Here is a 22389-nt window from a genome sequence, read left to right on the forward strand (position 1 = left end):
ATGCGAAACGGACAGTAGTGATCTCGACGGCTCCACCCCGCTCCGCCACCCCGCCCGCACATCGCAGGGTGGCCGCGGCCACCCTGGTCGGCACCACCCTCGAGTGGTACGACTTCATGCTGTACGGCACGGCGTCGGCGCGTCGCGGCCGCGGAGTCGGCCGCGGGATCGCCGTACCTTCTCGCGCGGCCGTCGCGACACCGCTCACCGACGGGTGGAACCGGTCACGCCCCGCGATCGAGCCGCTCGGACTCGCCCTCGATCAACTGCGCCGCAAGTAATTCCGCGACGGCGGGAATCTGGTCGGCCAGGTAGAAGTGCCCGCCACGCAGTACGCAGGTCGCGAACTCCGCGGTGGTATGCGTGCGCCACGCCTCGATATCGGCGAGTGAGACACGCGGATCCCGGTCGCCGACCAGTGCCGTAATCGGATAGTGCACTGTCACCTCGGCCGCGCACCGGTATGTTTCGACCGCCCGATAGTCACTGCGGATCACCGGCAGGTACAGCGCGGCGGTCTCCTCATCGTCGAAAACCCGAAGATCGGTGCCGCCGAGCGCCCTCATCTCGGCCACAATGGCCCGATCCGTCCGCTGGTGCACGGTCTCGACCCGGACCCGGGAAGGTGCCCGGCGCGCCGAGACGAACAGCACGATCCCGGCGGCGTCGGTGAGTCGCCGCGCGAGCTCGAACACCTGGACCGCGCCCATGCTGTGCCCGAACAGGATCGTCGGCCGATCCAGCCACGGCGTCACGCTCGGCAGCGCCGCTGCCGCGAGCTCGGCGATCGTCTCGAGGCGCGGCTCCCGATAGCGCTCCTGCCTGCCCGGATTCTGTACCGCCAGCAGTTCGATCTCGGGCGGCAGCGCCCGCGCCAGCGGCGTGAAGTAGTCGGCCGATCCGCCCGCGTGCGGGAAGCAGATCACCCGTGCCGCAGGGTCGGCGCGTGGCACCGCGCGCCGAATCCACCTGTCGCTCATGCCCGTTCCTCGCTCGCTCACCGCACCTCCCGCACCGAGGCGCGATCCCCGGCGGCCAGCACGACGACCAGATCCGCCCGCCGGGCGATCCGCAGCTTCCGGTAGACGCGGGTCAGATGCTGTTCGACGGTGCTGGTTGTGATATGCAGTTCCTTCGCGATATCCCGATTGCGCCGACCCGCCGCGGCGAGTCCGGCGACCTTGAGCTCGGCCGGACTCAGCGAATCGAGCGCCCGCAGCGGTTGGTCATTCGGGATGAGCGCGGGCGCCGTCTCGCCGCGCGCGCCCGCCAAACGGATGCGCAGCGGTTCGGCGCCGCACTGCTCCGCGAGCCTGGCCGCCCGCCGATTCGCCGCACGCGCCCGATCACGTTCCCCCACTGCGTGATACGCGTCCGACAGCGCGGCGAGCGTCGTGGCCAATTCCAGCTGGTTACCGCTCGCATTGGCGATGGACACCGATTGGCGCAGCAGACCGACCCGATCGAGCGTCGGGCTGGCCGCCGCGATCAGCCGCACCGACACCCCGGCGGTGCGATGCCGGTCGATGCCACCGATCCGATCGAGGTGCGCGCTTGCCCAGCGCCGTGCCGTGCGCGGCTCCCCAGCGCGCAGGTAGAGCTCGGCGAGATCATTGCGCCAGGCCACCAGTCCCGGGATATCCATATTCCATCGCCGCATCCGTTCGCCGCAGGTGGAGAAATCGTCCAATGCCTGGTCGTACGCGCCGACAGACAGGTGGTAGTGGCCTCGCGCGTGCAGGAACTGCAGACCGATCCGGGACTCGAGCACGCTGTCGGGCAGCGCCTGATCCAGATATGCGGCGGCCTCGCGATGTCTGCCCGCCGCGGTGGTCGCGGCGACGAGGGTGGCTACCGCCAATCCGGTATAGGTGCCCAGGTTTTCGCTGTTGATGCGCCCCAGCGCCCCGGATGCACGATCGATGGCGGCATGCAGATTGCCCTCCCGAACCGACATCGCCGACCGCCAGATCGCGAAGATGGACTGCCAGGTCGGCGCTCGCCGCGCGGCCGCCTCCAGCACCAGCGCCTCGCACCAGGACGCCGCGATCTCCAGTTCGTCGCTGTAGGTCAGGCAGTCCAGGGCGATCAGCAACGCGCCGAAGGTCCCGTCGTCGAGCCGGTGGCCACGCAGCATCCGCTGCGCGGAGGCGACCGCACCGGCGCTGGCCCCGTTGGTGAGGACGTCGGTGAGCAACCGTGCCGCTTCGACATCCGGCTCGGTCCGGCCCGCGGGCGCCGCAGGGCGCACGATCGTGCGGTCCACCTCCGGGGCGGCGCGGCCCTCGAGCACGCCCGGGTAGTTACACGCCAGCCATTCGTTCATGGCCGCGAGCCGCGCCGGACCGGTCGGTTCACCACGGTCCGCGGCCGCGTCGAGTTGGTCCAGTGCCGCCGCGGCCTCTTCGGCGCGCCCGTGCCACAGCAGATATCTGGCCACCATCGGCACGCACTGCGTCGGGATCAGCCCGCCGCGCAACGCCGCGATCAGCCGGCCGAAGCTGCGGCCCGATGTCGACGGGCTCAGCCGCCATCGCACCACCGCCAGTGTCGTCAGGATGATGGCGCGCTCGTCGTCGTCGGCGAGGCGGGAGCCGAGCTCGAGGTAGTCGACCGCCCTAGTGATCTGATCGTCGGCGATCGCATCTCCCGCCGCTGCCCGGAGCAGCGACACCGACCACGAGAAGCGCGCCGCGCCGGCGGACACCAGATGGTCGGCGACCCGCATCGCGGGCGCGCCGCCCGCGTGCAGCACACCCGCGACCCGGTGGTGCATGCTGGTGCGAACCATCAATGGCGTCTCCCGCACCACCGCCTCGCGAACATCACGCCGTTGGAAGCGCGCGTAGGCCACCAGGCCCGCCTCGGTGAATTCCTGAATAACCGCCCGAACCCGCTTCGGGTTGATATCGAGCACCTCGGCCAGAATCCGGCTCGCGGTGGGCTGGTCCACCACAGCCAGCAACTGCGCGATGCGTAGTCGGTCGGCACCGTCCCGGCTCAGAAACGCCAGCGCAGACCGAACAGTCCAAGCGGGAGATTCAGAGTTATTACCATTCGAATGAAACCGACCGATAGTTATTGTTTTCGGAGCAATTTCATCTGTACTTGCAATATCCGTATCGCGGAAATATTCCGATACTTCCGCCGCAGCTTGCGACCACTTTTCTACGGCACTCACAGCGCACCTCGTTTAATCCAGCGCAACACCGCATGCCGCGCCCGGGCAGGAAATGGCAGCCCCGGACATCGTCGTCCCACCTCTCGCCATCATAACCGTGGCACCGACCGCAGCAACCCGACACGTACACCAATATATGTGGTGCACAACACAATTGACCGGCAAGCATTCGACAATTAGCCAGAGTGCGCAGACAGCCGAAATCCGGACACGCCGGAGGGGAGTATCGACGAATCGATACTCCCCTATTCCTCATATTCCCCCGGGCCGTCCAGGAATTATTCGACGAGCGCCCCAGAAGATATTCTGTTATTGCCGCGGCGTTGCTCGTCAGACCCCTTCGGCGGCCGCCGGGGCGGACACCGGTGACGCGGTCGGCGCACCGGCCGGGGTGGACGAGGCGGGCGAGGTCATCAGCAACGCGGTCAGCGCGGCGGGAATCGCGGCGATCGCGCTGAACCAGAAGACCGCGTGCAGTCCGTCGACCCAGCCCGTCGTCACCGTCCCGGTGACCGCGGCGAAGGCCGCGATACCAAGCGCACCACCCATCTGCCGAGCTGTGAGGCTCATGCCGTAACCGGAAGCGAACTTCTCCGGCGGCACCGACGTCGCGGCGGCACTGGCCACGGCAGTCATGACCAGACCGATGGAGAACCCACTGAGCAGGCCGACCGGCAGCCAGACCGCCCAGAACCGGGATTCCTCCCCGAGCAGGACCGCGAACAAGATCGCCGAGAGCGAGAAGATCGCGACACCCACGATGGTGGCGATCCGCTGGATATCCGGGTTCTTGGACTTGCCGACAATCGCCGCGCCGATGGCCGCGGTGAACGCACCGGGCGAGTTCACCAGGCCGGCGAGCCAGATGGAGTAGTCCCACACCACGATCGTGTACAGCGGGCAGGCCAGCAGCCACGCGAACATGACCAGGCTGAAGAAGAACGACACCGCGCTGGCCGAGGCGAATTTACGGTCCTTCCACAGACCCACCTCGAAGGTCGGCACCGGATGCCGGACCGAGCGTCCGATGCCCACGGCCAGCAGCACAATGCCGCCGATCGTCGAGCCGAGGAAGCCCACGCTGGTCCAACCCCATTCATTACCCTGCGTCAGACCGACGACGATCCCGCCGACGCCGACCGCGACCAGCACCGCGCCCACCGGATCGGGCCGCTGCCGGACCGGGAGCTTGATCTCGGGCAGCCAGGACCGTCCCAGCGCGAAGGCGAGCAGGCCGATCGGCACGTTGATCAGGAAGACCGCGCGCCAGTCCCAGGCCCAGACCAGGAAACCACCCAGCGCCGGACCGAAGGCCGCCGCCGCCGAACTCGCCGCGGCCCAGGCCGCCACCGCGCCGATCCGGCGCTCCGCGGGGAAGGCGCCGAGCACCAGGCCGAGGGCCGCCGGGATCATGCCGCCCGCCGCGATGCCCTGTAGCGCTCGCGCCCCGATCAGGAATTCGACGGTCGGCGCGAAGGTGCACAGCGCCGAAGCGATGGTGAACCCGAGCAGCGACCACAGGAATACCGTCCGGCGGCCGAATACGTCGGCATAGCGCCCGACGGGTGTCAGCACGGCCGCGAAGAACAGGCCGTACCCGCTGACGACCCAGGACAACGTCGCCAGATTCGTCTCTTCGAAGCTGGTGGCCATATCGGGGAACGCGACGTTCACCACCGACATATCGAGGAACGCCACGAACGTGGCCACCGCGGTGACGAGCAGTACCCGCTTCGGTTCTACACCGGTCGGTGCTGCTGTCGTGACGCTGTCGCTCATTGCCCACCCCTCTCTTCGCCACGGACCACGGAATCGCGCATCGTAGACCCCTCACTCTGGGATTAACCGAACGTTCGTGCGGACCAATTAACGCACGAACGTTCGCATTGGTCAAGGCGAGTGGAACCGACCTCCGCCAGACGACGCCGCCATACCCGTTTCCCGGGGCTGTGCAGCTCTACGAACGGTCGTACGGCTAACATAGTAAGTGTCACAATTGATCGCGAAGGAGCGCAGGCGATGACCGAACCCCGCCAGGGCCGAGCCCGGGACACCCGCCGAGCGATTCTGCGCGAAGCCGTCGAAGTCGGGGCGGTGGAGGGACTCGACCGCCTCACCATCGGCCGGCTCGCGACCTCACTCGGCGCCAGCAAGAGCGGCGTCTTCGGCCTCTTCGGTTCCAAAGAGGAACTCCAGCTGGCCGCCGTCGAGGAGGCGAAGACCTCCTTCATCGCCGAGGTGATCGGACCCGCACTGCGCATGCCCTCGGGCATCGGCAGACTGTGGACGCTGTGCACCGCATGGCTGGAGCACACCAGTAAGGACCTCCACTCCGGCGGCGGCTGCTTCTTCCTGTCCGTGGGTTCGGAATTCGACTCCCGCCCCGGCCGCGTACACGACGCGATCGTCTCGGTCTGGCAGCAGTGGCACGAGTTCCATCGGCAGACGATCATCGAGGCGCAGCAGCTCGGCGAGATCACCGCCGAGACCGATCCCGCGCAGCTGGCGTTCGAGCTGGCGGCCATCGAGCGCAGCGCCACCGCGGATATGGCGCTGCTCGGCGATGCCACCGTCTTCGACCGGGCCCGGGTCGCGATGCTGCGTCTGTTGCGTGAGCACGCCACTGATTCCAGCCGAATTCCCGCCTCGGCGCAGTGATTTCGGCTCCCCTAGGGGACTCGTAGGGGTTTCCGCAGTGCCGGGGTCTGCTCGACAGTGAGCCTATGCGCTCAGTCTCCGGTCACCCCCCGGTCGTCCGACCGTCACCTCGCGGGCCGTCGAGGCGGCGCAGGCCCCGGGTGGGCCATATCGAGTTCCTGAACTATCTGCCGATCCTGTGGGGGTTGGCCCGCACCGGCAGCCTGATCGATCTGGATCTGGTCCGGGACACCCCCGAAAATCTCAGTGACGCACTGACTTCCGGTCAGATCGATATCGGCCCGATCAGCCTGATGGAATTCCTCGGCCACGCCGACGAACTGGTCATGCTGCCCGATATCGCGATCGGCTGCGACGGCCCGGTGATGTCCTGTCTGCTCGTCAGCCGGGTACCGCTGGAGGAACTCGACGGCGCGCCGATCGGCCTCAGCTCGCACAGCCGCACCTCCGTTCGCCTTGCGCAGCTACTGCTTTCGGATTTCGTCGGGGTCGAGCCGCGCTACTTCGTCAGCGGTCCGGAGCCGAAGGCCATGCTGGCCACCGCGCCCGCCGCGGTGCTCATCGGCGATGCGGCGCTGCGGGTCGCGGTCTTCGACGCACCGTCGCTCGGCCTGACCGTGCACGATCTCGGCCAGATGTGGCGGGAGTGGACGGGTTTCCCGTTCGTCTTCGCGGTATTGGCGGCCCGACGCGAATTCGTGGAACGCGAACCCGAGATCGTGCGCCAGGTACACGCGGACCTGCTCGCCGCCCGCGATCTGGCTACCAGTGAGATGGACCAGCTGTGCGCCCGCATCGCCCAGTGGGCCGGCTTCGACACCGAGACGTTGCGCCATTACTACACAACGGCTCTCGACTTCAGCCTAGGCGTCCGTCAGCAGGCGGGAATCGCCGAATTCGCGGCCCGCGTCGGCGGGGCACGGGCGGGATTTCCGCCCGATGTGCGCACCAGGCTGCTCGACACCGCCTGATCCACATCGACATACGCCGCACCACAGAGGTATTGGGAGGAAGCCATGTCACCGACCGGACCACCGCGGACCGCGGATCTGAACCCGGCGGCACGCATCGACGCGCTCGCCAGACACTCGGGCAAACGGATCGCCGTGGTATACGAGGGCGGCACGTACAGCTACCTCGTACTCGCCGATCACGCCCGGCAACTGGCGCAGGTGCTGGTGAGCCGAGGGGCCGGGCCGGGTGACCGGATCGGATACCTGGGCGGCAACAGCGTCACCTTTCTGGCCACCTATTTGGCCACCGCCCGCCTCGGCGCGGTGTTCGTCCCGGTGAATTCCCGGCTCACCGCGCCGGAAATCGCAGTCATCCTCGATGATTGCGCACCGCACACGCTGATCGTGGAACCCGGGCACCGCGAGGTCACCGAGCAGGCGGTCGCGGGCGCCGCGGCGACTCCCGGCCTACTACTGGTGCACGGCGATCCCGCGGTCACCGTGGACGAGCCGGACGCGCCCTGGTCGACATTGCCCGCGCTGCCCGAAGGTGATCGCCTCGGCCCGCCCGCGGTGCGCGCCGACGAGGACCGGCTCGCCATGCTGGCCTACACCTCCGGCACCACCGGCCGCCCGAAGGGCGTGGCCCTCACACACGGCAATCTGTGGTGGAACTGCGTCAATATGGATCTGGTCGCCCCCGCGGCGCCGAGCGATGTCACGCTGGTCGTCGCGCCGCTGTTCCACACCGCGCCCTTCGGCTGTTTCGTACTGCGCACCCTGCTGCGCGGCGGCACGGTGGTGCTGCGCCGTGGTTTCACGGCCGAGCAGATGCTGGCCGATCTGGTCGGCTACCGGATCAGCACGGTGTTCGCGGTGCCCGCCATGTATGCCGCGGTGGCCGGACTGGCCGACTTCCCCGGCGCGGATCTGTCCGCGCTGCGCACCGCGGTGGTGGCGGGCGCACCAGCCACCGCGCAGTTGATCAGCCAGTATCTGGACCGGGGCATCGCGCTCCAGCAGGCCTACGGCCTGACCGAGACGCTGTTCGCCTCCTGTCTGCCCGCCGAGCGGACCGGCGAGAATCCCGGGTCGGCCGGATTGCCGTTGCCGTTCACCGAGATCCGGCTGATCGATCCGGCCACCGGGCGCCATCTGCTCCAGCCCGGCGAGCGCGGCGAGGTGTGCCTGCGGGCGCCGACCATGACCGACGGATATTGGAACAACCCCGATGCCACCGCGGCCGCATTCGACGCCGACGGCTGGTTCCACACCGGCGATATCGGCCACCTCGATCGGGACGGTTGCCTGTATCTGGTCGACCGGCGCAAGGACATGATCATCGTGGGCGGCGATAACGTGTACTCCGCCGAAGTCGAGCAGGTGCTCGCGCGCTTCCCCGGCGTCGCCGACGTGGCCGTGGTCGGGGTGCCCGATCCGCACGAGGGGGAAAGCGTGGTGGCGGTGCTGAGTTGCCGGCCCGGCGTCACGCCGAGTCTGGCCGAGGTTCGTCGCTTCGCCGATACCGAACTGGCCCGCTACAAGCTGCCGACACAGGTGGTGCTCGCCGACCGGATTCCCCGCAACGCCATGGGCAAGATCGACAAGGTCGGCATCCGCGGCGCACTCGCCGCGGGCGCCGAGGACTACTTCCGATCCGATACCGCCGCAACGGATCCGGCCACCGTGAACACCGTGGCCGCCCCGATCATCGAGCGGACCGCATATGTCCCGCCCACCGAATCCACGGTGCAGGCGGAGCCGATCCCCGACTGGTTACGCGAACTGCCCACACTCGCGCCGGATGCCCAGCACCGCATTGTCTTCGAGATGGTGTCCACGGCCATCGCCCGGACCATCCGGGGCGCGCCCGCCGTGCTCAATCCCGACGACCGGCTCAGCGATCTCGGTCTCGGCTCACTGGCAGCGGTCGAGCTGGCCAAACAGCTCGGCGCGGCGCTGCGCCGAAATCTGCCCAGCACCATGCTCTTCGATCACGCGACCGTCGGCGCCCTGGTGCATCACCTGCGCACCCGGGTGCTCACCGAACCGGTCGAGGCCCTGGCGCTGGACCGGCTCGCCGAACTGGAGCGGGCGCTGGTCGCCGACCCCCCGCAGGGTGCCACCCGCGCCGAACTGCAGGCGCGCCTGCGCGGCTCGCTCAACCGGCTGGCCGCGGAGGGTGCCGATACCGCACCGGTCGTACCGCACTCGGTCGACAGCACCACCGATGACGAACTGTTCGAACTGCTCGACGCGGAATTGGATCCGGCCCGCGTCCGCACCGCTCCGGCCTGGCAGGAGTACACCCGTGACTGATGAGACCAAGTTCCGCAGCTACCTCAAGCGGGCCACCGCGGCGCTGCTCGACACCCGCGCGCAATTGCGCGAGCTCGAATCCGCGCGCACCGAGCCCATCGCCATCGTCGGCATCGGCTGCCGCTTTCCCGGCGGTATCGCGTCGCCGCAACAACTCTGGGACCTCGTCGCCGCGGGCGGTGACGTCGTCTCCGGATTCCCCGACGACCGCGGCTGGCATCCGGAGACGCTGCTCGACACCGATCCCGATGCCCCTGGCACGATTACCGCCGAATCGGGCGGATTCCTGCGTGACGCCTTCGATTTCGACGCGGACTTCTTCGGTGTCTCACCGCGCGAGGCGCTGGCCATGGATCCGCAGCAGCGCCTGCTCCTCGAGGTGACCTGGGCAGCCTTCGAGGATGCGGGTATCGACCCGAACACCCTGCGCGACAGCGATTCCGGCGTCTTCGTCGGCGCCATGTACCACGACTACGCGGCCCGGCTGCGCAGCGTGCCCGGCGAGTTGGAGGCGCACCTAGGCACCGGCAGTGCGGCCGGGGTGCTCTCCGGCCGGATCGCCTACAGCTTCGGCTTCACGGGTCCGGTGCTCACCGTGGATACCGCCTGCTCGTCTTCCCTGGTCGCCCTGCACCAGGCGGTGCAGGGCCTGCGCGCCGGCGACTGCGGGCTGGCCGTGGCGGGCGGGGTGACGGTGATGTCGACGCCCGCCTCGTTCATCGAATTCAGCAGGCAGCGCGGACTGGCCACGGACGGTCGCTGTAAGTCCTACGCGGCCGCCGCGGACGGGACCGGGTTCTCCGAGGGTGTCGGAGTGCTTGTACTGGAACGGCTTTCGCAGGCCCAACGCCACGGCCACCGGGTGCTCGCGCTGCTGCGCGGGTCGGCGGTCAACTCCGACGGCGCGTCGGCCGGGCTCACCGTGCCGGACGGGGCGGCGCAGCAGCGGGTGATCCGCCATGCGCTCGCCACCGCCGGACTGCATCCGGACGAGATCGATATGGTCGACGGCCACGGCACCGGAACCACTCTCGGCGACCCGATCGAGGCACGCGCGCTGCTCGAGGTGTTCGCGGGCCGCACCGGCGATCCGGTGTGGCTCGGTTCGGTGAAATCCAATCTCGGCCATACCCAGGGCGCGGCGGGCGTCGCGGGCGTCATCAAGGCCGTGATGGCGCTGCGGCACGCGACGGTGCCGCCGACCGTGCATGTCGACGCGCCGACGCCGCACGTGGATTGGTCCTCGGGCGCGGTCCGGGTCGCCACCGAGTCCCACGAGTGGCCCGCCACCGGCCGCCCGCGCCGCGCGGGTGTCTCGTCGTTCGGCATCAGCGGCACCAATGCGCACGTCATCCTGGAGCAGGCGCCGGATATGCCCGGACCCGAGCGTGATACGCCGCCGCCGGCGTTCCCCGTGACGGCTTGGACTCTGTCGGCCCGGACCGACGCCGCGCTCACCGCGCAGGCCACGGCGCTGGCCCGGCATGTCCGCGCGACACCGGATCTCGCGCCGATACCGGTCGGCGCGGCGCTGGCGTCGACCAGGGCGCTGTTCCCGCACCGCGCCGTGGTATTCGGGCGGGATCGTTTCGAACTGCTTGCCGCGCTTGATCTTCTCGCCGAGGGCGAGGCATCGGGCACCGCCGTGCGCGGCCATGCGCGGGCGGCGGACACCCGCACCGCGGTGCTGTTCCCCGGTCAGGGCGCACAACGGCTGGCGATGGGCCGGGAACTGCACGCCGCGTACCCGGTGTACGCCGGCGCCTTCGACGAGGTCTGCGCTGAACTCGACGTCCGGCTCGACGGGCCGCCGCTGGCCGAGGTGATCTTCGCCGAGGCGGGCACAGCGAACGCGGAATTGCTCGAGCACACCGCCTATACCCAGGCCGCGCTGTTCGCGGTCGAGGTCGCGCTGTACCGGCTTGCCGAATCCTTCGGGCTGCGGCCCGATTTCCTCATCGGTCATTCGCTCGGTGAGATCACCGCGGCCTATCTGGCCGGGGTGTGGAGTCTGGCCGATGCGGCAACCCTGGTCGCGGCCCGGGGACAGCTCATGGGCGCCCTGCCGGGACAGGGTGCGATGATCGCGGTCGCGGCGGCCGAGCACAAGGTGACGCCGCTGCTGGTCGGCCGCGAGCAGGTCGCGGCGGTCGCCGCGGTGAACGGGGCTGCCGCGGTGGTGGTCTCGGGCGCCGACGCCGCGGTGACCGAACTCGCCGCCACCTTGGATCGGCTCGGGCGCAAAACCATTCGACTCCGCGTCGGGCACGCGTTCCATTCGCCGCTGATGACGCCGATGCTCTCCGATTTCGCCGAGGTGTGCGCGGGTCTGGAATATCACGCTCCGACGCTGCCGATCGTGTCGAATCTGACCGGGGAACTGGCGGATCCGGACCAACTCCGCACGCCGGAGTACTGGGTGCGCCATGTGCGGGAGACGGTGCGGTTCCACGCCGGGGTCCGCGCGCTGCACGACCGGCACGGGGTCGGGGTCTTCCTCGAGCTCGGACCGGGCAGCACGCTCACCGCGCTGACCCGCGAGGCGCTGTCCGACAGCGATAACGTCACCACCGCGACGGCGCTGCCGAAGCGCCTGGACGAGCCGACCGCGGTGGTCGCCGCCCTGGCGACCGCGCATACGGCGGGCACGCCCATCGACTGGTATCCGGCACCGGCCGCGCGACACGTCCCGCTGCCGACCTATGCCTTCCAACGCCGCCGCTACTGGCTCGACGCGGGTACCGCCGCCGCCACCGCGCCGAGCACCGGCCACACCGGACATCCGCTGTTCGATACCGCGCTGGAGACCGCCGACGGGGCAATCCTGTTCTCCGGCAGGCTATCCCGTCACACCGGCGGGTGGGCCTCCGACCACGTGGTGCACGGCACCACGCTGCTGCCCGGTACCGCGTTCCTGGAACTCGCGCTGGCGGCGGGTGCGCACGCGGGGTTGCGCCACCTGGCCGAGCTGACCCTGCTGGCACCGCTGGTCCTCCCGGCCGATAGCGCGGTGACGCTACAGGTGATGCTCGAACCGGCCGACGCGAACGGGGCCCGAGCGCTCGTCATCCACTCCCGCGTCGACGGCCACGACACCGCGGCGTGGACACGGCACGCGGAGGCCGTCGTCACCGAGGTGCCCGCCGACGATTCGGCCGCCGTGCCCGCGGGCGTGGCGCCTTCGGATGCCACCGGGGTGGACGTCGACGAACGCTATCGACTGCTCGACGCGGCGGGCTACGGCTACGGACCCGCCTTCCGCGGCATGCGGGCCCTCGCGCATCGCGACGACGAGTTCTTCGTCGAGGTGGCGCTGCCGCAGGGCGTCGACGCCTCCGGATTCGGCGTCCACCCCGCGCTGCTCGATGCCGCGCTGCACCCGTTGGCGCCGTTGGGTTCCGGCCCGGCGCGGCTGCCGTTCGCCTGGCGGGGCGTCACCCTGTACGGCCCGGCGCTGGGTCCGGTCCGCGCGCAGCTGACTCCGACCGGCCCCGACGAGGCCGCCATCAGTCTGGTGGATACCGCGGGGCGACCGGTGCTGACCGTATCGTCGCTGATCCTGCGCCCGGTCGAGGCCGCGGCACTGCGGGCCGCCGGCGGCGGTCCGGACGGTATGTATCGGCTCGACTGGCTGCGACCCGCCGCCGAACACCGTCCGGCCGACCGGTTCGCGGCCGACCCCATCCGATTCGACGTGCCGGTGGTCGAGCCGACCCCGGCCGGCGTACGGACCGCACTGGCCGCGACAGTGAATCGGATACGGGAGTGGCTCGCCGACGAGGATGCGGGCACCCTCATGGTGCGGACCCGGCGCGCACTCGCCGTCACCGCCGCCGACCCAGGCATCGATCCGGCGGCCGCCGCGGTCTGGGGCCTGGTGCGTTCCGCCCAGGCCGAGCACCCCGGCCGTCTGCTGCTGCTGGATACCGACGGCAGCCCGCACGGTGTGCTGCCGCCGGGCGAACCCCAGGTCGCGGTGCGGGCCGGCACCGCGAGCGTGCCGCGACTGGTGCCTGCCGAGCCGAATCCGAACCCACCGCAGTGGGATCCGAACGGGACGGTGCTCATCACCGGTGCGGGTGGAGTCCTGGCCGGGCTACTGGCCCGGCATCTGGTCACCCAGCACGGGGTCCGGCATCTGCTGCTGCTGAGCCGAGGACCGATCGAGACAGCCGAACTCACCGAACTCGGTGCGCGGGTCACCACCGCGGCCTGCGATATCGCCGATCGGGACGCGCTGGCCCTCGCCCTGACAACGGTTCCGGCCGAGCATCCGCTCACCGCGGTGATCCATGCCGCGGGTGTGGTGGACGACGGACTGGTGGAAAAGCTGACCGAGGAACAGTTCGAACGGGTGCTGCGGCCCAAGCTGGACGGCGCGTGGAATCTGCACGAGCTGACCGCGGAGCTGGATCTCACGGCGTTCGTGCTGTTCTCCTCGGTCGCCGGGGTTTTCGGCGCGGCGGGACAGGCGAATTACGCGGCGGCCAACGCGACGCTGGATGCGCTGGCACAGCTGCGTCGCGCCCAGGGACGCCCGGCGGTCGCATTGGCCTGGGGTATGTGGGAGCCCGCGACAGGCGTCAGCGGACACCTGGACGCGGCCGATCACGCTCGCATCGCGCGCAGCGGAATCCTTCCGCTGAGCGCGGACGCGGGGCTCGCCCTGTTCGACGCGGCCTGCGCCACCGATGCCGCGCTGCTGAGCCTGGTGTCGCTGGACCGGTCCCGGCTCAGCGCCACCGACTCCCCCGCCCCGCTGCGCGGGCTCAGCCGTCCGGCCCGCGCCCGCGCCACCGAAGTGTCGGACACCGGGAACGAAACCTCGTCGTTGCTGGCTCGTTTCGCCACGCTCGACGCGGCCGGTCGGCGCGAACTGGTGCACGATCTGGTCAACACCCAGGTCGCCTCCGTCCTCGGTCACACCGAAGAAACGCTCGATACCGACCGCACCTTCCGTGAGCTCGGCTTCGATTCGCTGACCGGTATGGAATTGCGCGGCAAACTCACCGCCGCAACCGATCTGCGTCTGCCCGCGACCCTCGTCTTCGACCATCCGACACCCGGTGCGCTCGCCGCCCACCTGCACGCGCAGTTGCTGGCGAACAGCGCCTCGGAAACCGAAGCCGCGGCCGCACGGGCGGCGGTGGCCGCCATCCCGATCCACCGCCTGCGCGACAGCGGAGTGCTCGATGCGCTGCTGCGGCTGGCACAGGACCCGGAGGCCACCGACGTGCTGGTCGGTACGGCCGCACCGGGGGCGAACGGAAATGGCGCCGCGGCATCGGGTTCCGATGCCATCCGGTCCATGAGCGCGGACGAACTGATCCGGATGGCCAGCGGTGGCGGGCGTGAGGACGACACCGAATTCTGGACCGACGGACACGACTTCTGGAAAAACGGCGACCAGGGGCAGGCGTGACGAACCCGAACGACGAGCTCGTCGAGGCGCTGCGGCGCTCGCTGCTCGAACAGGAACAGCTGCGCCAGGACCGGAAACGGTTGCGCGAGGAGAACGCCCGGCTCACCGCCCGGCTCGATGAACCGGTGGCGATCGTCGGCATGAGCTGCCGATTCCCCGGTGGCGTCGAGAACCCCGAGCAGTGGTGGGAGTTCCTCGCCGCGGGCGGCGAGGGCATCTCCGATTTCCCTGCGGACCGCGGCTGGGACCCCGACGATCGCGCCCACCAGGGGGACTATCCGCGTCGCGGCGGATTCCTGCGCGGCGCACTGGAATTCGACCCGGAGTTCTTCGGCATCTCGCCGCGCGAGGCGCTCGCGATGGATCCGCAGCAGCGGGTGCTACTCGAGGCGTCCTGGGAGGCACTGGAGCGGGCCAATATCGACCCGGTTACGCTGCGCGGCACCGACACCGCCGTCTACGCGGGCGTGATGTACCACGATTACGCCGATCGGCTGCCCACGGTGCCGAAGCGGGTGGAGGGGCACCTGCGCACCGGCAGCTTGGCCAGTGTGGTCTCCGGCCGGGTCGCCTACGCGCTCGGATTGCAAGGGCCCGCCGTCACAATCGACACCGCGTGCTCCTCCTCGCTGGTGGCATTGCATTTGGCCGCACAGGCACTGCGTCAGGGTGAATGTTCGCTGGCGCTGGTCGGTGGCGTCACGGTGATGTCGACGCCGAAGGTCTTCGCGGAGTTCGCGCGACAGGGTGGGCTGGCCCCGGACGGCCGCTGCAAGGCGTTCGGCGCGGGCGCCGACGGCACCGGCTGGTCCGAGGGCGTCGGCGTACTTGTGGTGCAACGGCTTTCGGAGGCACGCCGACTCGGACGGCGGGTGCTGGCGGTGCTGCGCGGGTCGGCGGTGAATCAGGACGGCGCGTCGAACGGATTGACCGCGCCGAACGGTCCGGCCCAGCAGCGGGTGATCCGGCAGGCGCTGGCGGCCGCGGGTCTGCGGCCCGGCGATATCGACGTGGTCGAGGGGCACGGCACCGGAACCCGGCTCGGTGATCCGGTGGAGATCCAGGCGCTGCTCGACACCTACGGCCAGGGGCGCGAGCGCCCGCTGTGGCTCGGTTCGGTGAAATCCAATGTGGGGCATACCCAGGCGGCGGCCGGGGTGGCCGGTGTGATCAAGACCGTACTCGCCATGGAGCACGGGCTGGTGCCGCCGACGCTGTACGCCGAGGAACCCTCGCCGCATGTGGATTGGTCCGCGGGTCCGATTCGGCTGGTGACCGAGGCACAGCCGTGGCCGCGCACCGGTGGACCGCGCCGGGCCGCCGTATCCTCGTTCGGCATCAGCGGGACGAATGCGCACATCATCCTGGAACTGCCCGAGGCCCCCGCGCCGCAGGTACGGAAATCAACTGCACCGCCGATCATTCCGTGGGTGCTCTCGGCCACCACCGATGCGGCGCTGACCGAGCAGGCCGCGCGCCTGGCGGAGCATCTCACCACGCGGGAGACGGATTCGGCGGTGGATGTCGGCGGTACGCTCGCCACGTCGCGCGCTCGATTCGCGCATCGGGCCGTGGTTTTCGGCCGCGATCGGGACGAACTGCTGGCACAGCTGAAGGTGCTCGCCGATAACGGCTCCGCGTCGGGTGTCTGTCGCGGTGTCGCCGGTGCGCGCACCAGGACCGCTTTCCTCTTTCCCGGGCAGGGCGCCCAGTACGCGGGTGTCGGCGCCACCCTGTACCGGACCTACCCGGCCTTCGCCGCCGCCTTCGACGAAGTCTGCGCGCAGCTGGACCGCCGACTCGAACGGCCATTGCGCGAGATCGCCTTCGCCGAACCCGGTTCCCCGGAATCGACGCTGCTCGACCGGACCGCGTGGACCCAGGCCGCACTGTTCGCGCTCGAGGTGGCCGTCTATCGGCTGCTCGAATCCTGGGGTATGGCACCGGATTTCCTGATCGGCCATTCCATCGGCGAAGTCACGGCCGCATATCTGGCCGGGGTGTGGTCACTGGCCGACGCGACCACCTTGGTCGCGGCGCGCGGCAAGCTCATGCAGGCGCTACCGCCCGGTGGCGCGATGGTCGCGGTCAGCGCGGACGAGAATGCCGTCGCCGCGCTGCTCGCGGGGCGTAACGGACGGGTCGCCATCGCGGCGGTGAACGGTCCGGCCGCGGTGGTGGTCTCCGGCGCCGAGGCCGATATCGACGAGATCGCCGATGCCGCCCTCGCCCGTGGCTACGCCGCGCGACGGTTGCGGGTGAGCCATGCCTTCCACTCCCCGCTCATGCGGCCGATGCTCGACGAATTCGCCGCCGTCTGCCGGGGATTGCGCTATCAGCGGCCGACCATTGCGATCGTGTCCAATCTCTCCGGCCGCCTCGCCGACCCCGACGAATTGCGCTCTCCCGACTACTGGGTGCGGCATGTGGCCGAACCGGTGCGGTTCGCCGACGGCGTGCGGTGGCTGCGCACCGAGGGGCGGGTCAGCGTATTCCTCGAGGCCGGTCCGGGCGCCACGCTGACGGCATTGGCCACCGACGGTCTCGACGACGACGCGGTCACCGTCGTCCCGGCACTGCGGCCGAAGCGGGACGAGCCGGAGGCGGTGCTCGCCGCCGCGAGTACGGCCTTCGCCGCGGGTTCGGCGGTGAACTGGGCGTCGATATTCACCGACACCCAGCAGATCGACCTGCCGACATATCCGTTCGCCCGGCAACGCTTCTGGCTGGATGCCTCGGCCGAGCGCAGCGATGTCCGGGGCGCGGGTCTGCGCGACGCGGACCATCCGCTGCTGGGTGCGGTGATCGAATCGGCCGAGGACGGCGCCACCCTGCTCACCGGGCGGCTGTCCCGGCACGCCCACTCCTGGCTGGCCGACCACGCGATCGGCGACCGGGTACTGGTGCCCGCGACGGTTTTCATCGAGTTCGCATTGCGAGCGGGTGAGGAACTCGGCTGCGAGCGTATCGAGGAGCTCACCCTGACCGCGCCGCTGGTGCTGGTCGACGATGCGGTGGATGTCCGGGTCACCCTCGGTGCGCGCGATCCGGACGGCGGCTGCTCGATAGCCATCCATTCGCGACCGGAACACGGGCCGTGGACCAGGCACGCCACCGGAACCTTGGGCCCCGGGCGGCCGGTCGACGCCGAACCGTCGCAGTTGTGGCCGCCCGCGGGCGCCACACCGCTCGACGCCGATGAAATCTACCGGCAGTTGGACGAACTCGGCTTCCACTACGGTCCCGCCTTCCGCGGCCTGCGCGAGGTCTGGCGGCATGGCACCGACCTGCTCGCCCGGGTCCGGCTACCCGAGGATCTCGACGTCACCGGTTACCGTGTCCATCCGGCGCTATTCGATGCGGCGTTGCACGCGATGGCGGCCGACGCCGCGGCCTCCAGCCCACCGCGACTGCCTTTCGCATGGCACGGTGTCTCGCTGTCCGCGATCGGCGCCACCGAATTGCGGGTGCGGATCACCGATGCGGCAGGCGGACGACCGGCCCTGACAATCACCGACCCGACAGGTGCGCCGGTCGCCGCCGTCGAGGCGCTGGAGTTGCGCGATCTTCCGGAGGGGACCCTCGGACCGGTGGCCCATCGATCCGAGCCGCTCTACGCGGTGCACTGGATCGGGGTGCCGGTGCCCGACAGCGCGCCGAATCCCGTGCCGCTGATCGGGTGGGACGGGGTGGACGGCTCGGACACGCCCGACGTGGTCGTCCTCCCCGCCGCTGGAGCATTCTTTCCCGGGTCCGCCGCTACCGACGATTCCACGGAGATCGACGCTCTGCCCGCCGTGGTGCGCGCGGAGCTCGACCGCGTCCTGCGCGGTACTCAACGTCTGCTCGGCGGCGCATCCACCGCTCCGATCGTGGTGCTCACGCGGGGCGCCGTCACGGTGGACGCGGCCACACAGGCACCGGATCCGGTGGGAGCGGCGGTATGGGGACTCCTGCGCAGTGCCCAGGCCGAGAACCCGGGGCGGCTCGTCCTACTCGATCTCGACCCGAAGGCCATCGATAATGCTCCGGATATCTTGTCCGACAGCGTGATCCGCGCACTGGAAATCGACGAACCGCAGCTCGCGCTGCGCGACGGACAGTTCCACGCGCCTCGGCTGGTTCGAACCGAAATACCTACCGCGGCACCCGATCCGCTCCGTGGCGCCACCTGGCGTCTGGTCGTACGGGACAAGGGCACCTTGGATACCATCGCTCTACAGGACGGCCCCGCACCGATCACGTTGCGGCCCGGCGAGATTCGCGTGCGCATGCGCGCGGCGGGCGTGAACTTCCGCGATGTGCTCATCGGTCTCGGCATGTACCCCAACCCGGACGCCGTCCTCGGCGGCGAAGGTGCGGGCGTCGTACTCGAGGTAGGGCCAGGGGTCGACGACTTCGCGCCGGGTGACCGGGTGATGGGTCTGTTCGACGGCATCGGCTCGACCGTGGTGACCGATCACCGACTGGTCGCCCCCATCCCGATCGGCTGGTCCTTCGCGCAGGCCGCCGCGGTCCCCGTGGTGTTCCTCACCGCCTACTACGCGCTCGCCGATCTGGTCGGTCTGCGGTCCGGTGAATCGGTGCTGATCCACGCCGCCACGGGCGGTGTCGGCACCGCCGCATTGCAATTGGCTCGGCACTGGGGCGCCGAAATCTACGCGACGGCCAGCCCGGCGAAATGGCCGGTGCTGCGGGAATTCGGGTTGGACGAGGTCCACATCGCGAACTCCCGCACACTGGAGTTCGAATCGGAGTTCGCGCTGGCCACCGACGGTCGTGGCATGGATGTCGTATTGGACTCGCTCGCAGGTGATTTCGTGGACGCCTCACTGCGCCTGCTGCCCAGGGGTGGCCGGTTCGTGGAGATGGGGCTGACCGATGTGCGCGATCCGGGCGAGATCGCCGCGCGCTATCCGGGTGTCACCTACGACGGCTTCCTCCTGACCGATCTGGATCCGGAACGAATCCGGGAGATGCTCACCGAACTGGTGCGGCTCTTCGCCGACGGTGTCCTCATCCCACCGCCGGTGACGACCTGGGATGTGCGCGAAGCGGTACCCGCGCTCCGATATGTGAGCCAGGCCCGCCATATCGGCAAGGTGGTGCTGACCGTCCCACCCGCGCTCGACGGCACGGTCCTGATCACCGGCGGTTCCGGCATGATCGGTGGCCTGCTGGCCCGGCACCTCGTCACCGAGCACGGCGTCCGTCACCTCCTGCTCACGAGCAGACAGGGTCCGGACGCACCCGGGGCCCTCGAGTTGGCAGGCGAGCTCACCGAACTCGGCGCGCAGGTGCGGATCGAATCCTGCGATACCGCCGACCGGGACGCGCTGACCGGACTGCTGGGCGGTATCGATCCCGAACACCCGCTCACCGCGGTCATGCACGCGGCGGGCATCGCGGACGACGCCGTCTTCGAGGCACAGACCACCGGCCACCTCGAGCGGGTCCTCCCCGCGAAGGTGGACGCCGCCTGGCATCTGCACGAACTCACCGCGGATCTGGATCTCGCCGCGTTCGTGTTGTTTTCCTCCGCGGCGGGCACCCTCGGCACCCCCGGACAGGCGAATTACGCGGCGGCCAACGCGTTCCTGGACGCGCTCGCCCAGCATCGCCGGGCACACGCATTGCCCGCCACCGCGCTGGCCTGGGGCCTGTGGGCTCCGGCCAGCGCGGTCAGCGGCAAACTCAGCGCCCGCGACACCGCCCGCATGAACCGCAGTGGATTCCTTGCCCTGGAACCGGAACGGGCCCTGGCCATGTTCGACAGCGCGCTCGCCACGAGCGCCCCGTACCTGGTACCGGTACGCATCGATCTCGCCGCGGCGGGGGCCGCTGACCCGCCCGCCCTGATGCGCGCGCTGGTCCGTGCCCGGCGCACCGCCGCCGCGGGCACCGGGGCCGAGCCCGCGACCCTGACCACCACGCTCACCGGTCAGACCGCCACCGAGCAGCGACGGCTGCTGCTCGATCTGCTCGCCCAACACGTCGCCGCGGTACTCGACACCGGCGACGGCGCCTTCGACCACGACAAACGCTTCGCCGATATGGGTTTCGACTCGCTCACCATCGTGGAACTGCGCAACCATCTGAAACGATCTACCGGAGTCACCCTGTCCCCCACCGTGATCTTCGACTACCCGACCCCGGCCGCACTCGCCGATCACCTGCGGGACACACTGAGCCCGCCCGAACAGAGCGCCGCCGAACTCGTGACCGGCATGGAACGCGCACTCGACGCCGTGCTCGCGGCGGGCCCGTCCCGCACCGAACGCGACGAACTGCGCGCACGCCTCACCGCCGCGCTGCATCGCCTGGACGGTAACGACCACCGTTCCGACACCACCGTCGATCTCATCGAAATCGCCGGGGACGACGAGATATTCGACCTCATCGACCGCCGATCAGACGGACTGCCCGCATGACGGGCAACGGAAACCGGCCGCACACCGGCGACATCGCGGCCGTGACCAGCACTTCGCAGTACGACGTCGTAGTCGTCGGCGGAGGTTCGGCGGGTGTCGCCGCTGCCGTCGGCGCCCGCCGGGCGGGCGCCGAAACCCTCCTGATCGAGCGGGGTCCCTGCCTCGGCGGAGCCGCCACCCTCCGCAATGTGCTGACCTATTGCGGGATATACACCCGTGAGGACCCGCCGCGCCAGGTCGTCTACGGGGTCGCCGAGGACGTTCTCGCGCGGCTACGTGCCCTCGGCGCGGTCACCGAACCGATCCGATTCACCTCGGTGGCAGTGGTTTTCGATCCCGAGGCGGTCAAACACGTCTTGGACGAGGTCTGCCTCGACGCGGGCGTCGCGGTCCGGCTCGACAGCCAACTGGTCGGCGCGTACCGCCCGGATGGCGTCATCGAATCACTGCGCGTCGCCGATCATCAAGGCCTGCACGAGATTCGCGCCCGCGCCTTCGTCGACGCCACCGGCGAAGCCGACCTCGCGACCTTCGCCGGCGCCGCCGTGCGCTACGGCAATGACGGCCAGATCCAGAACGGCACCCTCGGCGTCCGGTTCGGCGGAATCTCCCCGCATGCGGAAGTCACCAGGGATACCCTCGCCGCCGCCATCGTCACCGCCAAACAGCAGGGCGCGCCCCTGCTCGCCGAACGCGGCCTCGTCGCCCGCCTCCCGATCTCCGGCGACGTCATCACCTATGTCGTCGACGCCGGTTACGACGCCCGCGATGCCGCCCAAATGACCAGGGCCCAAGCTGATTCGCGTACACGCGCCCGCGATTATCTGCTCGCATTGCGGACCATCCCCGGCTGCGCCGACGCCTACATCGTCACCACCGGGCCGGAAATCGGCACCCGGGAGTCCCGCCACATCATCGGCCGCTACCAACTCTCGGGTGTGGAGGCTCTCACCGGCGCCCACTGCGAGGACGTCATCGGTCTCGGAGCGTGGCCGGTCGAGTATCACCCGGGCCCCGGCATCACCCCCCAATGGCAATTCATTGCCGACAACGGCCATTACGACATCCCCTGGCGCACCCTGTGCAGCATCGACACCCCCAACCTCTTCGCCGCGGGCCGCACCCTGGACGGCGACCGCCTCGCCGGGGCCTCCCTCCGCGTCATGGGCACCGCCTTCGCCACCGGCCAGGCCGCGGGCATCGGCGCCGCCCTCTACACCGAACATCGTGAGGTACCCGACCCGAAAATCGTCCAGGACGAGCTCCGCAGACAAGGTGCCTACGTCCCCGACCGCTGAATGTCGGACCAGGCGGCACCGACGGTGTCGGCGACTTCACCTGCTTGCCGGAGCCCGGCATCGAAACAGGTTTTCCACCGGCCGCGTCCTCGAGGTTCGGACCGAATACCGCGACGGTGTCGGGGTC

Annotated in this window: 10 protein-coding genes; 7 read left to right on the top strand and 3 right to left on the bottom strand. The window is 69.8% G+C overall.

The window, feature by feature from the left end; translation table 11 throughout:
* Window positions 1-17: 17 nt before the first annotated feature.
* Window positions 18-281: a hypothetical protein gene (locus tag AB0H61_RS00865; protein ID WP_357297592.1), complete on the top strand. Its 264-nt coding sequence runs from the start codon at window positions 18-20 to the stop codon at window positions 279-281.
* Here the strand turns inward: AB0H61_RS00865 and AB0H61_RS00870 are convergent.
* The 3 genes from AB0H61_RS00870 to AB0H61_RS00880 all read right to left on the bottom strand — a co-directional run bounded on the left by AB0H61_RS00870 (window position 225) and on the right by AB0H61_RS00880 (window position 4960).
* Window positions 225-980, bottom strand: a complete 756-nt coding sequence (locus tag AB0H61_RS00870) for an alpha/beta fold hydrolase (RefSeq protein WP_357297594.1) — start codon at window positions 978-980, stop codon at window positions 225-227. The two genes, AB0H61_RS00865 and AB0H61_RS00870, sit on opposite strands and share 57 nt — an antisense overlap.
* A 17-nt stretch (window positions 981-997) precedes the next feature.
* Complete coding sequence (locus AB0H61_RS00875) at window positions 998-2956, bottom strand: LuxR C-terminal-related transcriptional regulator (protein WP_357299772.1); 1959 nt, start codon at window positions 2954-2956, stop codon at window positions 998-1000.
* A 555-nt stretch (window positions 2957-3511) separates the two neighbouring features.
* The gene (locus tag AB0H61_RS00880; RefSeq protein WP_357297596.1) at window positions 3512-4960 is read right to left on the bottom strand and encodes a DHA2 family efflux MFS transporter permease subunit; all 1449 of its coding nucleotides are present in this window, start codon (window positions 4958-4960) and stop codon (window positions 3512-3514) included.
* 240 nt (window positions 4961-5200) lie between these two features.
* Here AB0H61_RS00880 and AB0H61_RS00885 point away from each other — a divergent pair, with 240 nt between their 5' ends.
* From AB0H61_RS00885 to AB0H61_RS00910, 6 genes are all read left to right on the top strand, one after another.
* The gene (locus AB0H61_RS00885) at window positions 5201-5839 is read left to right on the top strand and encodes a TetR/AcrR family transcriptional regulator (RefSeq protein ID WP_357297598.1); all 639 of its coding nucleotides are present in this window, start codon (window positions 5201-5203) and stop codon (window positions 5837-5839) included.
* 140 nt (window positions 5840-5979) lie between these two features.
* Complete coding sequence (locus AB0H61_RS00890; RefSeq protein ID WP_357297600.1) at window positions 5980-6810, top strand: menaquinone biosynthesis protein; 831 nt, start codon at window positions 5980-5982, stop codon at window positions 6808-6810.
* Window positions 6811-6855: 45 nt separating this feature from the next.
* On the top strand, window positions 6856-9111 hold the full coding sequence (locus AB0H61_RS00895) for an AMP-binding protein (protein ID WP_357297602.1): 2256 nt from the start codon (window positions 6856-6858) through the stop codon (window positions 9109-9111).
* Window positions 9104-14533, top strand: a complete 5430-nt coding sequence (locus AB0H61_RS00900; protein WP_357297604.1) for a type I polyketide synthase — start codon at window positions 9104-9106, stop codon at window positions 14531-14533. Before AB0H61_RS00895 ends, AB0H61_RS00900 begins: the two co-directional genes overlap by 8 nt.
* Window positions 14530-20964 (top strand): SDR family NAD(P)-dependent oxidoreductase, encoded by a 6435-nt coding sequence (locus tag AB0H61_RS00905; RefSeq protein ID WP_357297607.1) that lies wholly within the window; start codon window positions 14530-14532, stop codon window positions 20962-20964. The genes AB0H61_RS00900 and AB0H61_RS00905 overlap by 4 nt, the downstream gene beginning before the upstream one ends.
* Window positions 20961-22262 (top strand): FAD-dependent oxidoreductase, encoded by a 1302-nt coding sequence (locus AB0H61_RS00910; protein WP_357297609.1) that lies wholly within the window; start codon window positions 20961-20963, stop codon window positions 22260-22262. Before AB0H61_RS00905 ends, AB0H61_RS00910 begins: the two co-directional genes overlap by 4 nt.
* Window positions 22263-22389: the final 127 nt, after the last annotated feature.

The organism is Nocardia sp. NPDC050710 (assembly GCF_040654375.1).
In the GTDB taxonomy this organism is placed as follows: domain Bacteria; phylum Actinomycetota; class Actinomycetes; order Mycobacteriales; family Mycobacteriaceae; genus Nocardia.

Bases quoted from the DNA above. Each gene is read 5' to 3' on its own strand.
- AB0H61_RS00870 (WP_357297594.1), bottom strand. From the start codon at position 980: ATGAGCGACAGGTGGATTCGGCGCGCGGTGCCACGCGCCGACCCTGCG.
- AB0H61_RS00880 (WP_357297596.1), bottom strand. From the start codon at position 4,960: ATGAGCGACAGCGTCACGACAGCAGCACCGACCGGTGTAGAACCGAAG.
- AB0H61_RS00885 (WP_357297598.1), top strand. From the start codon at position 5,201: ATGACCGAACCCCGCCAGGGCCGAGCCCGGGACACCCGCCGAGCGATT.
- AB0H61_RS00895 (WP_357297602.1), top strand. From the start codon at position 6,856: ATGTCACCGACCGGACCACCGCGGACCGCGGATCTGAACCCGGCGGCA.
- AB0H61_RS00910 (WP_357297609.1), top strand. From the start codon at position 20,961: ATGACGGGCAACGGAAACCGGCCGCACACCGGCGACATCGCGGCCGTG.